The 16923-nt window shown below is 71.6% G+C and carries 12 protein-coding genes; 4 read left to right on the top strand and 8 right to left on the bottom strand.

Annotated features, from left to right (window positions below; translation table 11 throughout):
* Positions 1 to 34: 34 nt before the first annotated feature.
* The 6 genes from AC5WAM_RS26175 to iolC all read right to left on the bottom strand — a co-directional run bounded on the left by AC5WAM_RS26175 (position 35) and on the right by iolC (position 7884).
* Positions 35 to 1450: an APC family permease gene (locus AC5WAM_RS26175; protein WP_366792664.1), complete on the bottom strand. Its 1416-nt coding sequence runs from the start codon at positions 1448 to 1450 to the stop codon at positions 35 to 37.
* A 320-nt stretch (positions 1451 to 1770) separates the two neighbouring features.
* Entirely contained in the window at positions 1771 to 3273 is a 1503-nt protein-coding gene (mmsA, locus tag AC5WAM_RS26170) for a CoA-acylating methylmalonate-semialdehyde dehydrogenase (RefSeq protein WP_495523654.1), read from the bottom strand.
* 22 nt (positions 3274 to 3295) lie between these two features.
* On the bottom strand, positions 3296 to 5173 hold the full coding sequence (iolD, locus tag AC5WAM_RS26165; protein WP_366792665.1) for a 3D-(3,5/4)-trihydroxycyclohexane-1,2-dione acylhydrolase (decyclizing): 1878 nt from the start codon (positions 5171 to 5173) through the stop codon (positions 3296 to 3298).
* Positions 5170 to 5973 (bottom strand): 5-deoxy-glucuronate isomerase, encoded by an 804-nt coding sequence (iolB, locus tag AC5WAM_RS26160; protein WP_366792666.1) that lies wholly within the window; start codon positions 5971 to 5973, stop codon positions 5170 to 5172. The genes iolD and iolB overlap by 4 nt, the downstream gene beginning before the upstream one ends.
* Positions 5974 to 6004: 31 nt before the next feature.
* The gene (locus tag AC5WAM_RS26155) at positions 6005 to 6898 is read right to left on the bottom strand and encodes a Cgl0159 family (beta/alpha)8-fold protein (protein ID WP_366792667.1); all 894 of its coding nucleotides are present in this window, start codon (positions 6896 to 6898) and stop codon (positions 6005 to 6007) included.
* Positions 6895 to 7884 (bottom strand): 5-dehydro-2-deoxygluconokinase, encoded by a 990-nt coding sequence (gene iolC / locus AC5WAM_RS26150; RefSeq protein ID WP_495518981.1) that lies wholly within the window; start codon positions 7882 to 7884, stop codon positions 6895 to 6897. Before iolC ends, AC5WAM_RS26155 begins: the two co-directional genes overlap by 4 nt.
* Before the next feature lie 126 nt (positions 7885 to 8010).
* Here iolC and AC5WAM_RS26145 point away from each other — a divergent pair, with 126 nt between their 5' ends.
* The 4 genes from AC5WAM_RS26145 (at position 8011) to AC5WAM_RS26130 (ending at position 12248) form a co-directional block, all read left to right on the top strand.
* Complete coding sequence (locus AC5WAM_RS26145; RefSeq protein ID WP_366792669.1) at positions 8011 to 8937, top strand: sugar phosphate isomerase/epimerase family protein; 927 nt, start codon at positions 8011 to 8013, stop codon at positions 8935 to 8937.
* Between the two features lie 350 nt (positions 8938 to 9287).
* On the top strand, positions 9288 to 9488 hold the full coding sequence (locus AC5WAM_RS26140) for a helix-turn-helix transcriptional regulator (protein WP_030687661.1): 201 nt from the start codon (positions 9288 to 9290) through the stop codon (positions 9486 to 9488).
* 158 nt (positions 9489 to 9646) lie between these two features.
* On the top strand, positions 9647 to 9895 hold the full coding sequence (locus AC5WAM_RS26135; protein ID WP_366792670.1) for a heavy-metal-associated domain-containing protein: 249 nt from the start codon (positions 9647 to 9649) through the stop codon (positions 9893 to 9895).
* Positions 9896 to 9989: 94 nt separating this feature from the next.
* Positions 9990 to 12248 (top strand): heavy metal translocating P-type ATPase, encoded by a 2259-nt coding sequence (locus AC5WAM_RS26130; RefSeq protein WP_495518980.1) that lies wholly within the window; start codon positions 9990 to 9992, stop codon positions 12246 to 12248.
* Between the two features lie 765 nt (positions 12249 to 13013).
* Here the strand turns inward: AC5WAM_RS26130 and AC5WAM_RS26125 are convergent.
* Positions 13014 to 14312: a citrate synthase gene (locus tag AC5WAM_RS26125; RefSeq protein WP_495518979.1), complete on the bottom strand. Its 1299-nt coding sequence runs from the start codon at positions 14310 to 14312 to the stop codon at positions 13014 to 13016.
* A 220-nt stretch (positions 14313 to 14532) separates the two neighbouring features.
* Complete coding sequence (gene recD2 / locus AC5WAM_RS26120) at positions 14533 to 16788, bottom strand: SF1B family DNA helicase RecD2 (RefSeq protein ID WP_495518978.1); 2256 nt, start codon at positions 16786 to 16788, stop codon at positions 14533 to 14535.
* Positions 16789 to 16923: the final 135 nt, after the last annotated feature.

Below are 16923 nucleotides of genomic sequence, written 5' to 3'. Positions count from 1 at the left end.
GAGCGCCGAAAGGGCCGGGTGCCGCCCGCCAGGGCTACTCCGGCACTGTCACCAGCCAGCGCGTGGCCGCCCGCGGCCGCAGGTAGCAGGCCCAGTACACCGTCGCGACGGCCACGATGCCGCCGGTCCACAGGAGGTACCGCGCCTCCTGCTGGCTGAGCACGTACGCGAGGACCGCGATGAGCACCACCGGGATGCCGGGCCACAGCGGCATCCGCCACGCGGGAGCGGCCCCGTGGCTGCCCCTGCGGGCGAGCAGGGCCGCCACCGCGACGAGCAGGTACATGCCGGTCACGGACACACCGGTGACGCCGTACAGGGTGTCGAGGTTCACGAAGCAGAGCGCGGCGCCGGGCACGCCGACCAGGAGCGTGGCGACCCACGGGGAGCCGAAGCGGCCGCCGAGCCGGGACAGGACCGCGTTGACGGGCTCGGGCCAGGCCTTGTCGCGCGCGGAGGCGAACAGGACGCGGGAGTTCTGGATGACCATGACGATGCCGGCGTTGATGATGGCGAGGGCCACGCAGAGGCTGATGAAGGTGCCGACGCCGGAGCTGGACCAGGCGGTGACCATCGCGCCGATGTCGCCGCCGGTGAGGGCGGCCAGGTCCGGTGCCCCCAGGGTGATCGCGGCGACGGGCACCAGCAGGACGACCGCCGAGATGCCGAGGGTGAGCAGCACGGTGCGGGCCACGTTGCGGCGCGGGTTCTCCATCTCCTCGGAGAGGTAGACGGCCGTGGAGAAGCCCTGGGTGACGAAGAGCGCGATGGCGAGCCCGGAGACGATCAGCATCGCGGTGACGGTCTCGGTGCCGTCTCCGGAGCCGCTCGCCACGGTGAGGTCGACGAGGCTGCCCGCGCCGCGCTCGGCGTGGGCGAAGCCGAGGACGGCCACGACGGCGGCCGCGACCACTTCGAGGACCAGGAAGATCCCGGTGATCCAGGCGTTGGCCCGCAGGTCGAGCAGGCCCGCGAGGGTGGCGAGGAGCATGACGCCCGCGCCCGCGTGGGCGGGTTCGATCCTGACCAGGGGCGCGAGGTAGTCGGCCGTGCCCATGGCGATCACGGGCGGCACGATCATCACGACGAGCAGCGAGAGCACGAACACGAGCCAGCCCGCGAGCCGTCCGGCCATCGTGGAGACCATCGCGTACTCGCCGCCCGCGCTGGGGATCAGCGTGCCGAGCTCGGAGTAGCAGAAGGCGACGCCCACGCAGAGCAGCGCGCCGATCGCGATGGTGAGGGTGGTGGCGGTGCCGAGCGAGGAGAACAGGTCGGGCACGACCACGAACAGGGTGGACGCGGGCGTCACGCAGGACAGCGTGAGCAGGGTGCCGCCGACGACGCCGATGGACCGCTTCAGCTTGCGGGGAGCAGCCGGGTTCTCGGGGGCTCCCGCCGCCGCGGGGGCGGCCGCGGACTGCGGCGGCGTGTGCAGCGTTTCGGTCATGCGGCGATTCCGATCGGCTCGTACCAAGGGGGGCGGCAGAGCGTCATGGAATCCCCGCGTCAGGAAAACGTCAATGGCCGGATACCTACGGAATCCGCAGCCCTGACGATCTTCAACTGGCCAATGAATCGCAGACGTTGGCGACTATAGATGGCAATTAGCCAGATGTTCGCCTTGCTGACCTTTGATAGCAAGGTCGAATTGCACGCAAGCCTTTCTCACCCCTTTCATCCCCTCCGTGCGGGAACCGCAGCTGATCGGCGAAAAAAGGAACGAAGCCGTCCGCAGGGCGGACGGCTTCGTTCGGTGGGGTGGAGCTGTCAGTGATTGCGCGGGAACCCCAGGTCCACGCCCGCCGGGGCGTCCGAGGGGTCCGGCCAGCGGGTGGTGACGACCTTGCCGCGGGTGTAGAAGTGCGTGCCGTCGTTGCCGTAGATGTGGTGGTCGCCGAAGAGGGAGTCCTTCCAGCCACCGAAGGAGTGGTAGCCCACCGGCACCGGGATCGGCACGTTCACGCCGACCATGCCCGCCTCGACCTCCAGCTGGAAGCGGCGCGCGGCGCCGCCGTCCCGGGTGAAGATCGCCGTGCCGTTGCCGAACGGCGAGGCGTTGATGAGCGCCAGGCCCTCCTCGTAGGTGTCGACGCGCAGCACGCACAGGACGGGGCCGAAGATCTCGTCCTTGTACGCGTCCGCCGTGACGGGCACCCGGTCGAGCAGGGACAGGCCGATCCAGTGGCCGTCCTCGTGGCCCGCCACGGTGTAGCCGGTGCCGTCCAGGACGACCTCGCAGCCCTGCGCGGCGGCGCCCGTCACGTACGACGCCACCTTGTCGCGGTGCGCGGCCGTGATGAGCGGGCCCATCTCCGAGGCCGGGTCGTTGCCGGGCCCGATCTTGATCTTCTCGGCGCGCTCCTTGATCTTCGCGACGAGCTCGTCGCCGACCGAACCGACCGCGACGACGGCCGAGATGGCCATGCAGCGCTCGCCCGCGGAGCCGTACGCGGCCGAGACGGCGGCGTCGGCCGCCGCGTCCAGGTCGGCGTCCGGAAGGACCAGCATGTGGTTCTTGGCACCGCCGAGGGCCTGGACGCGCTTGCCGTTCGCGGAGGCCGTGGTGTGGATGTAGCGGGCGATCGGGGTCGAGCCCACGAAGGACACCGCGGCCACGTCCGGGTGCTCCAGGAGCCGGTCCACGGCCACCTTGTCGCCGTGCACCACGTTGAACACGCCGTCCGGCAGGCCCGCCTCGGCGAGCAGCTCCGCCACCCGCATCGCGGCCGACGGGTCCTTCTCGCTGGGCTTCAGGACGAAGGTGTTGCCGCACGCGATGGCGAGCGGGAACATCCACATCGGCACCATCGCCGGGAAGTTGAAGGGCGTGATGCCCGCGACGACGCCCAGCGGCTGGCGGATCGAGGAGACGTCCACGCGGCTGGCGACCTGCGTGGACAGCTCGCCCTTGAGCTGCACGTTGATGCCGCACGCCAGGTCGACGACCTCCAGGCCGCGCGCGACCTCGCCGAGCGCGTCCGCGTGCACCTTGCCGTGCTCGGCGGTGATCAGCTCGGCGATCTCGTCGCGGTGCGCGTCGAGCAGCGCGCGGAACTTGAAGAGGACGGACGTGCGCTGCGCCAGCGAGGACTGGCCCCAGGTCGCGTACGCGGCCTTGGCGGCGGCCACCGCCGCGTCCACCTCGTCCACGCCGGCGAAGGCGACGCGGGTGGTCACGGCGCCGGTCGCCGGATCGGTGACCGGGCCGTACGTGCCGGAGGTCCCCTCGACGCTCTTGCCACCGATCCAATGGTCGACGGTCTTCGTCATGCTGGTCATGCCGGGATTCCCTTCACAGGTGGCGGCGCCGGGCGGACACGTGCCGGTCGTACTCCTCGCGGGCCTTGACCGCCGACGGGCGGGTCGCGGTCTCGGCCACGGGCACATCCCACCACGCCTGCGCCGGGGGCGGGCCCGACACTGTGTCTGCCGTTTCCGTCTCCACGTAGACACATGTGGGGCCGTCCGCTTCGCGTGCTTCGCGCAGGGCCGCGCGCAGCTCGGCCACGGTCCTCGCCCGCGTCACGGGCAGCCCCAGCGAGGCCGCGTTGGCGGCGAGGTCCACGGGCAGCGGGCCGCCCGTGTACGTGCCGTCGGGCGCCCGGTAGCGGTAGTCCGTGCCGAAGCGCTCGCCGCCGACGGACTCCGAGAGGCCCCCGATGGAGGCGTAGCCGTGGTTCTGCAGGATGACGACCTTGATGGGGATGTCCTCCTGCACCGCCGTGACGATCTCGGTGGGCATCATCAGATACGTGCCGTCGCCGACCAGCGCCCACACGGGCCGCTCGGGCGCGGCCAGGGACACGCCGATCGCCGCCGGGATCTCGTAGCCCATGCAGGAGTAGCCGTACTCGACGTGGTACTGGCGCGGCGAGCGGGCCCGCCACAGCTTGTGCAGGTCGCCGGGGAGCGAGCCCGCCGCGTTGATGACGACGTCCTCGTCGGTGACCAGCGCGTCGAGCAGGCCGAGGACCTGCGTCTGGGTGGGGCGCGCGGCGGGCTCGTCGGCCGCGTACGCGGCGTCGACGCGCCGCTCCCAGCGCTCCTTGTCGTCCGTGTACGCGGACACGTACGCCGGGTCGGCGCGGTGGCCCGCGAGCGCCCGGGTCAGCGCCTCCAGGGCCGCGCGGGCGTCGGCGACCACGGTCGCGCCCGCCATCTTGTGGGCGTCGAACGGCGCCACGTTGAGGTTCACGAAGCGCACGCCGTCCGCGGCGAAGAGCGTGCCGGACGCGGTGGTGAAGTCCGTGTAGCGGGTGCCGACGCCGATCACCAGGTCGGCGCCGCGGGCGAGTGCGTCGGCCGTGGCGGTGCCGGTGTGGCCGATGCCGCCGACGTCCGCCGGGTGGTCGTGGCGCAGGGAGCCCTTGCCCGCCTGCGTGGACGCCACCGGGATGCCGGTGGCGTCGGCGAAGGCGCGCAGGGCGTCCTCGGCGGCGCTGTGGTGCACTCCCCCGCCCGCGACGACCAGGGGCCGCGCGGCGGCGCGCACGGCCCGCGCCGCGGCCTCCACCTCCGCGGGGTCGGGGGCCTGGCGGCGCACCGGCCAGACGCGCTCGGCGAAGAACTCCGCCGGCCAGTCGAAGGCCTCCGCCTGCACGTCCTGGGGCAGCGCGAGCGTCACCGCGCCCGTGGCGACCGGGTCGGTGAGCACCCGCATCGCCTGGAGCGCGGCGGGGACCAGCGCCTCGGGCCGGGTGACGCGGTCGAAGTACGCCGACACCGGGCGCAGACAGTCGTTCACGGACACGTCGCCCGCGTACGGCACTTCGAGCTGCTGGAGCACCGGGTCGGCCGGGCGGCTCGCGAAGACGTCGCCGGGCAGCAGCAGGACGGGCAGGTGGTTGATGGTCGCGAGGGCGGCGCCCGTGACGAGGTTGGTGGCGCCGGGGCCGATGGAGGTGGTGACGGCGTGGGTCGTCAGGCGCCCCGACTGCCGGGCGTGGCCGACGGCCGCGTGCACCATGGCCTGCTCGTTGCGCCCCTGGTGGAAGGGCATCTCGTCGGCGTGCTCCACCAGGGCCTGGCCGAGCCCGGCGACGTTGCCGTGGCCGAAGATGCCCCAGGTCGCGCCGATGAGGCGCTGTCGGACGCCGTCCCGCTCGGTGAACTGCCGGGCCAGGAAGCGCACCAGGGCCTGGGCGGTGGTGAGCCGGACCGTGCCGCTCATCGGTATCCCTCCGTGTGGTCAGGGTGGAAGCAGATCTTCCATTCCCGCTCGTCGCCGGGGCCCGCCATGACGTTCAGGTAGTACATGGCGTGGCCCGGCTGGGCGATGGACGGGCCGTGCCAGCCGTCGGGCACGAGGACCGCATCGCCCGAGCGCACTTCGGCGAGCACGTCGGTGCCGCCCTCGCGGGAGGGGAAGACCCGCTGGTAGCCGAAGCCGGAGCCGCCCTCGATCTCGAAGTAGTAGATCTCCTCCAGCTCGGCCTCGACGCCGGGCCGGTGCTCGTCGTGCTTGTGCGGCGGGTACGAGGACCAGTTGCCGCCGGGCGTGATGACCTCCACGGCGATCAGCCGGTCGCACGCGAACGTGTCCGCGGCGGCGAAGTTGCGCACCTGGCGGGCGCAGGTGCCGCTGCCGCGGTGCTCGACGGGGACCTCCGGCGCGGGGCCGTAGCGGGCGGGGAGTCGGCGCTCGCACTTCGCTCCTGCCAGGGCGAAGCGGCCTCCCACGCCGGAGGCGATCTGGATGTGGGTATCGCGGGGAACGTAAGCGAAGTCACTCGCTCCGCTGAACACGCTCTCCCGGCCCAGGAGTTCGATGATCTCGCCCTCCGCGTGCACCGTACAGCCGCCGGTCAGCGGGAGCACGATCCATTCACTCTCCCCGGTGGCGAAGGAGTGCAACCCGCCGGGCGGCAGTTCGACGACGCGCAGACTGGAGTAGGTCCAGCCCGCGCGCGCGGGATCGACGGCGAGGGCGTACGGGCCCTCGGCCGCGCTGCCCTTCGGTACGTACGTCATGCGGGTCTCCTGTCGGGTGCGTACGTCACGGCTACAGCAGCCCGACGGCGGTGTCGACCGCGCCCGCCACGTCCCCGTCCGGCGGGTACAGCAGCGTCCGCCCGGCCACCAGGCCGTACACGGTGGGCAACTGGAGCGCTCCGCGCCACTTCTCGAACGCGGTGTCCGTGTCCCCGCCGATGTCTCCCCCGAGCAGCACGGCGGGCAGCGTCGAGGTCTCCATGACGCGCGCCATGTCGTCCGGGTTCTCGGTCACGGGGACCTTCAGCCAGGTGTACGCGGAGGTGCCGCCGAGGCCCGACGCGATGGCGATGGACCGGGTGACCGCTTCGGCGCTCAGGTCGTTGCGCAGGCCGCCGGGCGACCTGCGGCACAGGAACGGCTCGACGAACACCGGAAGCTGACGCTCCGCCATCGCGTCGACCGCGCGCGCGGTGGAGTACAGCGTGGCGAGCGACCCGGGGTCCTCGTAGTCCACGCGCAGCAGCAGCTTGCCCGCGTCGAAGCCGAGCCGCTCCAGGTCCTCGGCGCGGTGGCCGGTGAACCGGTCGTCCAGCTCGAAGGCGGCGCCCGCGAGCCCGCCCCGGTTCATGGAGCCCATCACGACCTTGCCGTCGAGCGCGCCGAGCAGCAGCAGGTCGTCGAGGATGTCGGCGGTCGCGAGCACGCCGTCGACGCCGGGCCGCGACAGCGCCAGGCACAGCCGCTCCAGGAGCTCGGCCCGGTCGGCCATGGCCAGCGGGTCCTTGCCCACGCCGAGCGCGCCCCGCGCCGGGTGGTCCGCCGCGATGATCATCAGTCGCCCGGAGGCCCCGACCAGCGGCCGCCGTACCCGCCGCGCGGCGGCTTCGGCGATGGCTTCGGGGTGGTGGGCCCGGGTCCGCACGAGCGCGGAGACGTCGACGGAAGTGCCGGAGCGGCTCACCGCACGGCCCCCGCTTCCAGCGCGGCCTCGACCTCGGCCGCGTACGGCATCGCGGAGGAGCACTCAAGGCGCGAAGCGACGATGGCCCCGGCCGCGTTGGCGTACCGGATCACCCGTGAGAGCTCCCACCCGGCGAGCAGCCCGTGGCACAGCGCCCCGCCGAACGCGTCGCCCGCCCCGAGCCCGTTCACCACCGACACCGGCAGCGGCGGCACCTCCGCCACCGCCCCCGCCCGGTCCATCGCGAGCACGCCCTTCGGGCCCTGTTTGACCACGGCCAGCTCGACCCCCGCCGCGAGCAGCGCCTCGGCGGCGGCGCGCGGCTCGCGCACGCCGGTGGCGATCTCCACCTCGTCCACGTTGCCGACGGCGACGGTCGCGTGCCGCAGCGCGGCGGCGTAGTGGGGGCGCGCCGCCTCGGGGTCGCGCCAGAACATGGGCCGCCAGTCGAGGTCGAAGACGGTGGTCCCGCCGGTGCGGGCGGCGAGCGCGGCCAGGGTCGCCGCCCGGCTCGGCTCCTCGCTGAGGCCGGTGCCGGTGACCCAGAAGATCCGCGCCGCGGCGATCGCGCCGAGGTCGAGCTCGTCCGCGCGGATCTCCAGGTCGGGGGCCTTGGGAAGGCGGTAGAAGTACAGCGGGAAGTCGTCGGGCGGGAACACCTCGCAGAAGGTGACCGGCGTCGGCAGGTCCGGCACCTCGGTGACCCACCGCTCGTCGACTCCGAACGCGCGCAGCTGGCCGCGCAGATACTCGCCGAACGGGTCCTGTCCCGTCCGCGTGACGACGCCGACGCGCCGCCCGAGCCGGGCCGCCGCGACCGCCACGTTCGACGCCGAGCCGCCGAGGAACTTCCCGAACGTCGTGACCTGCGACAACGGCACCCCGGTCTGAAGGGGGTACAGGTCGACGCCGATCCGGCCCATCGTGATGACGTCGTACGGATCGGCGCCGGCGTCGGCGTGCGGATCCGGGTGCGGATCGGTCACCCTGCACATCCCTTCGTGGTGGCTTCCCTCAGGTCTAATCCCGCCCCAGGAACCCTGTCAACATTTTGTCCTTACATTCGGACTACTCCTTGACACTGTTCTCGGCGGGCGGCGAGGCTTGCGGCCATGGCGCAGCAGACAGAGTTGTCGCGTGGTTCCCGGTTGACCCGCATCCGGATCGGTTCGGCCCCCGACTCCTGGGGCGTGTGGTTCCCCGACGATCCCCAGCAGGTGCCGTGGAGCCGCTTCCTCGACGAGGTCGCCGCGTCGGGGTACGAGTGGATCGAGCTCGGCCCGTACGGCTATCTGCCGACCGACCCGTCCCGGCTCGCCGACGAGACGCGGCGCCGGGGCCTGAAGGTCTCGGCGGGCACCGTGTTCACCGGCCTGCACCACGGCCCGGACGTGTGGGACAAGACGTGGGAGCACGTGTCCGCCATCGCCGGCCTCACGCAGGCGATGGGCGCGCGGCACCTCGTGGTCATCCCGTCCTTCTGGCGCGACGACAAGACCGGCGAGGTCCTGGAGAACGCGACGCTGACGCCGGAGCAGTGGCGCCAGTTGGCCTCGCAGACCGAGCGGCTCGGCCACGAGGTGCGCGAGCGCTACGGCCTGGACATCGTCGTCCACCCGCACGCGGACACCCACATCGACACCGAGGAGAACGTCGCCCGTTTCCTCGACGCCACGGACCCCGCCCTCGTCTCGCTGTGCCTGGACACCGGCCACTACGCGTACTGCGGCGGCGACAGCGTCAAGCTCATCGAGACGTACGGCGAGCGCGTCGGGTACCTCCACCTCAAGCAGGTGGACCCGGCGGTCCTGGCCGAAGTGCGGGCGCAGGACGTGCCGTTCGGGCCCGCCGTCGCGCGCGGCGTGATGTGCGAGCCGCCCGCCGGGGTGCCCGCGCTCGAACCGGTCCTCGCGGCGGCCGAGAAGCTGGGCGTGGACCTGTTCGCCATCGTCGAGCAGGACATGTACCCGTGCGCGCCGGACAAGCCGCTGCCCATCGCCCGCCGCACCCGCGCCTTCCTGCGCTCCTGCGGGGCGTGAGGCCCCCGCGCTCCTGACGCCCGAGGGGAGGCCGCGACCGCGCGGCCTCCCCTCGGGTGTGTCCGGGCGCCCTTCGGCCACGGCCGCCCCCTTACTCCTTCGACGGGTGAACGCGCCCCCAACACGCCGGGCGCCCGCGCCAGTCAAGCGCGTCACGTAGGTGACAAACACTGCGCTCCCGTCACACATGTGACACGTACGCGGGTTTCCCGTCACAGCCAGTCGACAAGCACTCCCCCACAGTCACTCTCCGTCGTTCACGGGGCACAGGCTGAGTGACACCAGTGCCGCGCCCAGCTCCCCCGTCGGCCGTTCCGGTCGCCCTGGGTGCGCACAGGGAGGAGCCACTGATGACCGACCGCAGGCTCTGGTCGTACAAAGACATCGCCGCGCACATCCGCGTCCAGCCGGACACCGTGCGCTCCTACCGCAAGCACGGACTGCTGCCGGAGCCCGACCACGTGGAGGGCGGCAAGCCCTTCTGGTACGCCGACACCATCCGCGCCTGGGTCGCGTCGCGGCCCGGCAACCGCGCGCGCAAGGGCGAGTGACCCCCGTCCCGCCCCGTCACCCCAGCCCCTCTTGGAAAATACCCCCTAGGGGTATAGTGTGAAGCACGTCGGGAGGTTCCCTGGAGCTACCGGAGCCCCTCGCGACGTCGACGTTCCGACAACCCGCACGTCACACACGTTTCACTGAGGAGAACGACATGACCGCCAACGCCCAGACCTCGCAGCCCGGCGCCGTCACCACCGTGTACGACGTGAAGGGAATGACCTGCGGCCACTGCGAGTCCGCGGTCAACAGCGAGATCTCCGAGATCGCGGGCGTCAGCTCGGTCCAGGCGGTCGCCGCCACCGGCAAGGTGACCGTGGTCTCCGCGGCCCCCCTCGACGAGGAGGCCGTCCGCGCCGCGGTCGACGAGGCCGGTTACGAGCTGACCGGCGCGACCGCCTGATCCCCCCTCCCCCGGCCCCGGGCCCCGCGCCACCACGGCGCGGGGCCCTGAGCCCTTTTCGCACCGCACACCCCCACGCCGCGAAAGAGCCGTCATGAACACCTCCGAGGTCGAACTCGCCGTCGGCGGCATGACCTGCGCCTCGTGCTCGGCACGCATCGAGAAGAAGCTGAACCGCATGGAGGGCGTGACCGCCTCGGTCAACCTCGCCACGGAGAAGGCCAAGGTCAGCTACGCCGACGGGGTCGAGGTCGCCGACCTCCTCGCCACCGTCGAGAAGCTCGGCTACTCGGCGCGCGAGATCGTGCCGCCGGAGCCCCACGGCCCTGACGCGCCGGTGGACCCCGCCGGGCGCCCCACCACCGCCGACCTCACGGAGGCCGACCAGCTGCTGCGGCGGCTGCTGGTCTCCGCCGCCCTCGCGCTGCCGGTCGTCGTGCTCGCGATGGTCCCCGCGCTCCAGTTCACGTACTGGCAGTGGCTGTCCCTCACGCTCGCGGCGCCGGTCGTGGTGTGGGGCGGGCTGCCCTTCCACCGGGCCGCGCTCCTGAACGCCCGGCACGGCGCGGCCACCATGGACACGCTCGTGTCCCTCGGCACGCTCGCCGCCTTCGGCTGGTCGCTGTGGGCCCTGTTCCTCGGCTCGGCCGGGGAGCCCGGCATGCGGCACGGCTTCGACCTGACGGTGACGCGCAGCGACGGGTCCTCGGCGATCTACCTCGAAGTCGCCGCGGGCGTCGTCACGTTCATCCTGCTCGGCCGCTATCTGGAGGCGCGCTCCAAGCGCAAGGCGGGCGCGGCGCTGCGCGCGCTGATGGAGCTCGGCGCCAAGGACGTGACCGTCCTTCGCAACGGGACTGAAAAGAACGTTCTAGTCAGCGAGTTGAAGGTCGGGGACCGGTTCCTGGTGCGGCCCGGCGAGAAGATCGCCACCGACGGGCGCGTCGTCGAGGGCGTCTCCGCCGTGGACGCCTCCATGCTCACCGGCGAGTCCGTGCCCGTGGACGTCACCACCGGGGACGCGGTGACCGGGGCCACCGTGAACGTCGGCGGCCGGCTGGTCGTCGAGGCGAGCCGCGTCGGCGCGGACACCCAGCTGGCCCGGATGGCCAAGCTCGTCGAGGACGCGCAGAACGGCAAGGCCGCCGCGCAGCGCCTGGCCGACCGCATCTCCGGGGTCTTCGTACCCGTCGTCATCGCCCTCGCCGTCGCCACCCTGGGCTTCTGGCTCGGCAACGGCGTGGGTCTGACCGCCGCGTTCACGGCCGCCGTTGCCGTACTGATCATCGCCTGCCCGTGCGCCCTCGGCCTCGCCACTCCCACGGCTCTCATGGTCGGCACCGGGCGCGGCGCCCAGCTCGGCATCCTCATCAAGGGCCCCGAAGTCCTGGAGTCCACCCGCCGCGTCGACACCATCGTCCTCGACAAGACCGGCACCGTCACCACCGGCAAGATGACCCTTCAGGAGGTGTACGCGGCCGAGGGCACCGACGAGAAGGAGCTGCTGCGGCTCGCGGGCGCCCTGGAGCACGCATCCGAGCACCCCGTGGCCCGGGCCGTGGCGGCGGGCGCCGCACGGCGGTCGGGGCTCGACACGGCAGACCTGCCGGTGCCCGAGCGGTTCGAGAACGCGCCCGGGGCCGGGGTGCGCGGCACCGTGGACGGGCACGCGGTCCTCGTCGGCAGCGCGCGGCTGCTCGCCGGGGCCGGGGTCACGGGCCTGGACGCGCTGGCCGACGCCCGGGCGCGGGCCGAGGCGGCGGGCCGCACCGTCGTGCTCGTCGCCTGGGACGGCGTCGCGCGCGGGCTGCTCGCGGTCGCCGACACCGTCAAGGACACCAGCGCCGAAGCGGTGCGCGAGCTGCGGCAACTCGGACTCACCCCGGTCCTGTTGACCGGTGACCACCAGGACGTGGCGGACTCGGTCGCGCGGGCCGTGGACATCGGGACGGTGTACGCGGACGTGCTGCCCGAGGACAAGGCGGACGTGGTGCGGCGGCTGCGCGCCGAGGGGCGGGTCGTCGCCATGGTCGGCGACGGCGTGAACGACGCCGCCGCGCTCGCCACGGCGGACCTGGGCCTGGCCATGGGCACCGGCACGGACGCCGCGATCGAGGCGAGTGATCTCACTCTCGTCCGCGGCGACTTGAGAGCCGCCGCGGACGCCATCCGGCTGTCCCGCAGGACCCTCGCCACCATCAAGTCCAACCTCTTCTGGGCCTTCGGCTACAACGTCGCCGCGCTGCCGCTCGCCGCCGCCGGGCTGCTCAATCCGATGATCGCCGGAGCGGCCATGGCCTGTTCCTCGGTCTTCGTAGTGACGAACAGCCTCCGCTTGCGGTCTTTCACATAGACTCGCGATCCTTCACACTGTCTTCGCGGGACCCTCACGTGGGCAGGGGAATCCACATATGGGTCCTCTTGTGTGCACACAGGACATATGCAAGAGACGCAGATCACAACGATCCGAACGTAACCATCGAGGGGGCTCGTGAGTCTAAGAGGGCGACACCAGAGGGATCTTGGGGGATCCCTCCGGTGTTCGGGGACATCTTGGGGGATGTCGCCGAAGGGGGTACCCCCGGCTCCTTGAGAGCCAGGGGAGCGTTGGCCGGGGCACGTGCACCGGGGAGCTTTGAGCGGCCCTCCCGAATCCGTACGCGTCCCGGCAGATCGCAGTACCGCACCCAGACTCGGGCAGCACCTCAGACTCCCGGCCGGATCCCGTGGGGGGAATCCGCACCGGGGCAAGGAAAGCGCCCCGTCCGTCGACCCGTGGGGGGATCGACGGCGGGGCGTTTTTCGCCTTTCGCTGGCGTGGGCGCCTTTTGCTGGCGTGGGCGCCTTGAACCGGTTCAACAGCCCGCGCTGGCGCGCTTGTCCTCAAACGCCGGACGGGCTCCATCGGTCCCGCTCCCCCGGCCCCCGGCCCGGCTCAAAGCACCGCGCTGACGCGCTCGTCCTCAAACGCCGGACGGGCTGGGCGGTCCCGGCAAGGTCGCCGGGGTGGAACGGGTGGGCGGGTGGGAGGAATCGCCGCAGCAGAGGGACATGCGAGGACATGCGACAGCCCGCCGCGACAGGGCGGCGGGCTGTGGACGGGGTGGAGCAGCCGGTGCTACCGGGACTCCACCGGGACGAAGTCGCGGATGACCTCGCCGGTGTAGATCTGGCGGGGACGCCCGATGCGCGACCCGGGCTCCTTGATCATCTCGTGCCACTGCGCGATCCAGCCCGGAAGGCGGCCGAGCGCGAACAGGACCGTGAACATCTCGGTCGGGAAGCCCATGGCCCGGTAGATCAGACCGGTGTAGAAGTCCACGTTCGGGTAGAGGTTGCGCGAGACGAAGTAGTCGTCGGAGAGCGCGTGCTCCTCCAGCTTGAGCGCGATGTCGAGCAGCTCGTCGGACTTGCCGAGGGCCGAGAGGACATCGTGCGCCGCCGCCTTGATGATCTTGGCGCGCGGGTCGAAGGACTTGTACACCCGGTGGCCGAAGCCCATCAGGCGGACGCCGTCCTCCTTGTTCTTCACCTTGCTGATGAAGGAGTCGACGTCGCCGCCGTTGGCCTGGATGCCCTCCAGCATCTCCAGGACCGACTGGTTGGCGCCGCCGTGCAGCGGGCCCCACAGCGCGGAGATGCCCGCGGAGATCGAGGCGAACATGTTCGCCTGCGACGAGCCGACCAGGCGGACCGTCGACGTCGAACAGTTCTGCTCGTGGTCCGCGTGCAGGATGAGCAGCTTGTCGAGGGCCGAGACGACGACCGGGTCGAGCTCGTACTCCTGGGCGGGGACCGAGAAGGTCATGCGCAGGAAGTTCTCGACGTACCCGAGGTCGTTGCGCGGGTAGACGAAGGGGTGGCCGATCGACTTCTTGTACGCGTACGCCGCGATCGTCGGCAGCTTGGCGAGCAGCCGGATCGTGGAGAGGTGACGCTGCTTCTCGTCGAACGGGTTGTGGCTGTCCTGGTAGAACGTGGACAGGGCGCTGACCACGGAGGACAGCATCGCCATCGGGTGGGCGTCGCGCGGGAAGCCGTCGAAGAAGCGCTTGACGTCCTCGTGCAGCAGGGTGTGCTGGGTGATCTCGTTCTTGAACGTGGCCAGCTCGTCGACCTTCGGCAGCTCGCCGTTGATCAGCAGGTACGCCACCTCGAGGAAGGTGGAGCGCTCGGCCAGCTGCTCGATCGGGTAGCCGCGGTACCGCAGGATGCCCTGCTCGCCGTCGAGGTAGGTGATGGCGGACTTATAGGCGGCGGTGTTGCCGTAGCCGCTGTCCAGGGTCACCAGACCGGTCTGGGCGCGGAGCTTGCCGATGTCGAAGCCCTTGTCGCCGACGGTGGACTCGATCACCGGGTAGGTGTACTCGCCATCGCCGTACCGCAGTACTACAGCCTTGTTAGCGTTCTCGCTCACGTCATCCCTCACCGACGTTGTGCCTCTTCTTCGAGGTGCCCTGACTGTCTCTACCATCCCCCATTTGGCCCTGGAGAGTGCACTCGGGGTCGACCATTGGGCCTACTAGCGGCACTCAGTGCCGCCAACCTGGTCATCCTGCCCCCTTCGTCCCCGTTCCGAAAGTGGTGTGTGACCTTTACGACTCAAATGATCGATCAACCGCGTGGGGGCGTTGACGTCAAGCCGTGTGGCGGCCCGCGAGCCGGTGGTCCAGGGCCGTGCAGCGCCTGCCCGCGGAGACCGTGCGTACGGCCTGCCCCAGAGCCTTGCGCGAACCGACGAGTACGACCAGCTTCTTGGCGCGTGTCACGGCCGTATAGAGCAGATTCCGCTGAAGCATCATCCAGGCGCCGGTGGTGACCGGGATCACCACCGCTGGGTACTCACTCCCCTGGGAGCGGTGGATCGTCACCGCGTACGCGTGGGCGAGTTCGTCGAGTTCGTCGAAGTCGTAGGAGATCTCCTCGTCCTCGTCGGTCAGGACCGTCAGGTGCTGCTCGTCCTGGTCCAGGGCGGTGACGACGCCCACCGTGCCGTTGAAGACGCCGTTGCTCCCCTTTTCGTAGTTGTTCCTGATCTGGGTGACCTTGTCCCCCACGCGGAAGACGCGGCCGCCGAAGCGCTTCTCGGCCAGGCCGGGGCGGCCGGGGGTGATGGCCTGCTGGAGCAGGCCGTTCAGCGTGCCGGCGCCCGCGGGGCCGCGGTGCATGGGGGCCAGGACCTGGACGTCCCTGCGCGGGTCGAGCCCGAACTTCGCCGGGACGCGGCGGGCCGCGACGTCGACGGTGAGGCGCCCGGCCTCCTCCGTGTCCTCCTCCACGAAGAGGAAGAAGTCCGCGAGGCCCTGGGTCAGCGGCGGCTGCCCGGAGTTGATCCGGTGGGCGTTGGTGACCACGCCCGACTCCTGGGCCTGCCGGAAGATGCGGGTCAGGCGCACGGCGGGGATCGGGCTGCCCTCGCTCAGGAGGTCCCGCAGGACCTCGCCCGCGCCGACGCTCGGCAGCTGGTCGACGTCGCCGACGAACAGCAGGTGCGCGCCGGGCGGGACGGCCTTCACCAGCTTGTTGGCGAGGAGCAGGTCCAGCATGGACGCCTCGTCCACCACCACCAGGTCGGCGTCCAGGGGCCGGTCCCGGTCGTACGCGGCGTCGCCGCCCGGCTTCAGTTCGAGCAGGCGGTGGACCGTGGAGGCCTCGGCGCCGGTGAGCTCGGCCAGGCGCTTGGCGGCGCGGCCCGTGGGCGCGGCGAGCAGCACCTTGGCCTTCTTGGCGCGGGCCAGCTCCACGACGGAGCGCACGGTGAAGGACTTGCCGCAGCCGGGCCCGCCGGTGAGCACGGCGACCTTCCGGGTGAGGGCGAGCCGGACGGCCGCCTCCTGCTCGGGCGCGAGCTCGGCGCCGGTGCGCCCCGCCAGCCAGCCGAGCGCCTTGTCCCAGGCCACGTCCTGGAAGCCGGGCATCCGGTCGCCGTCCGCGCGCAGGAGGCGCAACAGCTGGGCGGACAGGGACAGTTCGGCGCGGTGGAAGGGCACCAGATAGACGGCCGTGACGTCAGGGCCGCCGTCGGGGCCCGGCACGGACTCGCGCACCACGCCCTCCTCCTCGCCCGCGAGCTCGGCGAGGCAGTCGATGACCAGGCCCGTGTCGACCTGGAGGAGCTTGACCGCGTCGGCGATGAGGCGCTCCTCGGGCAGGAAGCAGTTCCCCTGGTCGGTGGATTGCGACAGGGCGTACTGGAGGCCGGCCTTGACGCGGTCGGGGCTGTCGTGCGGGATGCCGACGGACTGGGCGATGCGGTCGGCGGTGAGGAAGCCGATGCCCCAGACGTCGGCGGCCAGGCGGTACGGCTGGTTCTTGACCACGGAGATGGAGGCGTCGCCGTACTTCTTGTAGATCCGTACGGCGATGGAGTTGGAGACGCCGACGCCCTGGAGGAAGACCATCACCTCCTTGATGGCCTTCTGCTCCTCCCAGGCCTCGGCGATCTTCTTGGTGCGCTTGGGGCCGAGGCCCGGCACCTCGACGAGCCGCCCGGGCTCGTGCTCGATGACGTCCAGGGTGTCCACGCCGAAGTGGGTCGTGATCCGGTCGGCCATGACGGGGCCGATGCCCTTGATGAGGCCGGAGCCGAGATAGCGGCGGATGCCCTGGATCGTGGCGGGCAGCACCGTCGTGTAGTTCTCCACGGTGAACTGCTTGCCGTACTGCGGGTGGGAGCCCCAGCGGCCCTCCATCCGCAGCGACTCGCCGACCTGCGCGCCGAGCAGCGACCCGACGACCGTGAGCAGGTCCCCGGCGCCGCGGCCGGTGTCCACGCGCGCGACCGTGTACCCCGTCTCCTCGCTGGCGAACGTGATCCGCTCCAGGACGCCCTCCAGGACGGCCGTGCGGGGTGCGGGGACACCGGGCGAACCCTGCCGGGCAGCAGTCGACATGATCCGACGCTACCGCCGGGCACCGACAACGCGTCCGGCGATCCCCGCCCACGGGGCCCGCGTGGCCTGGGTCACGATCTGGTTTCGGCCAGCCGTCAAGGGGTTGTCAGCCATCGTGTAATCGTTTTCACTCCC

The organism is Streptomyces sp. JLYT201, assembly GCF_059448825.1.
This window is presented reverse-complemented; position numbering and strand designations above follow the sequence as displayed.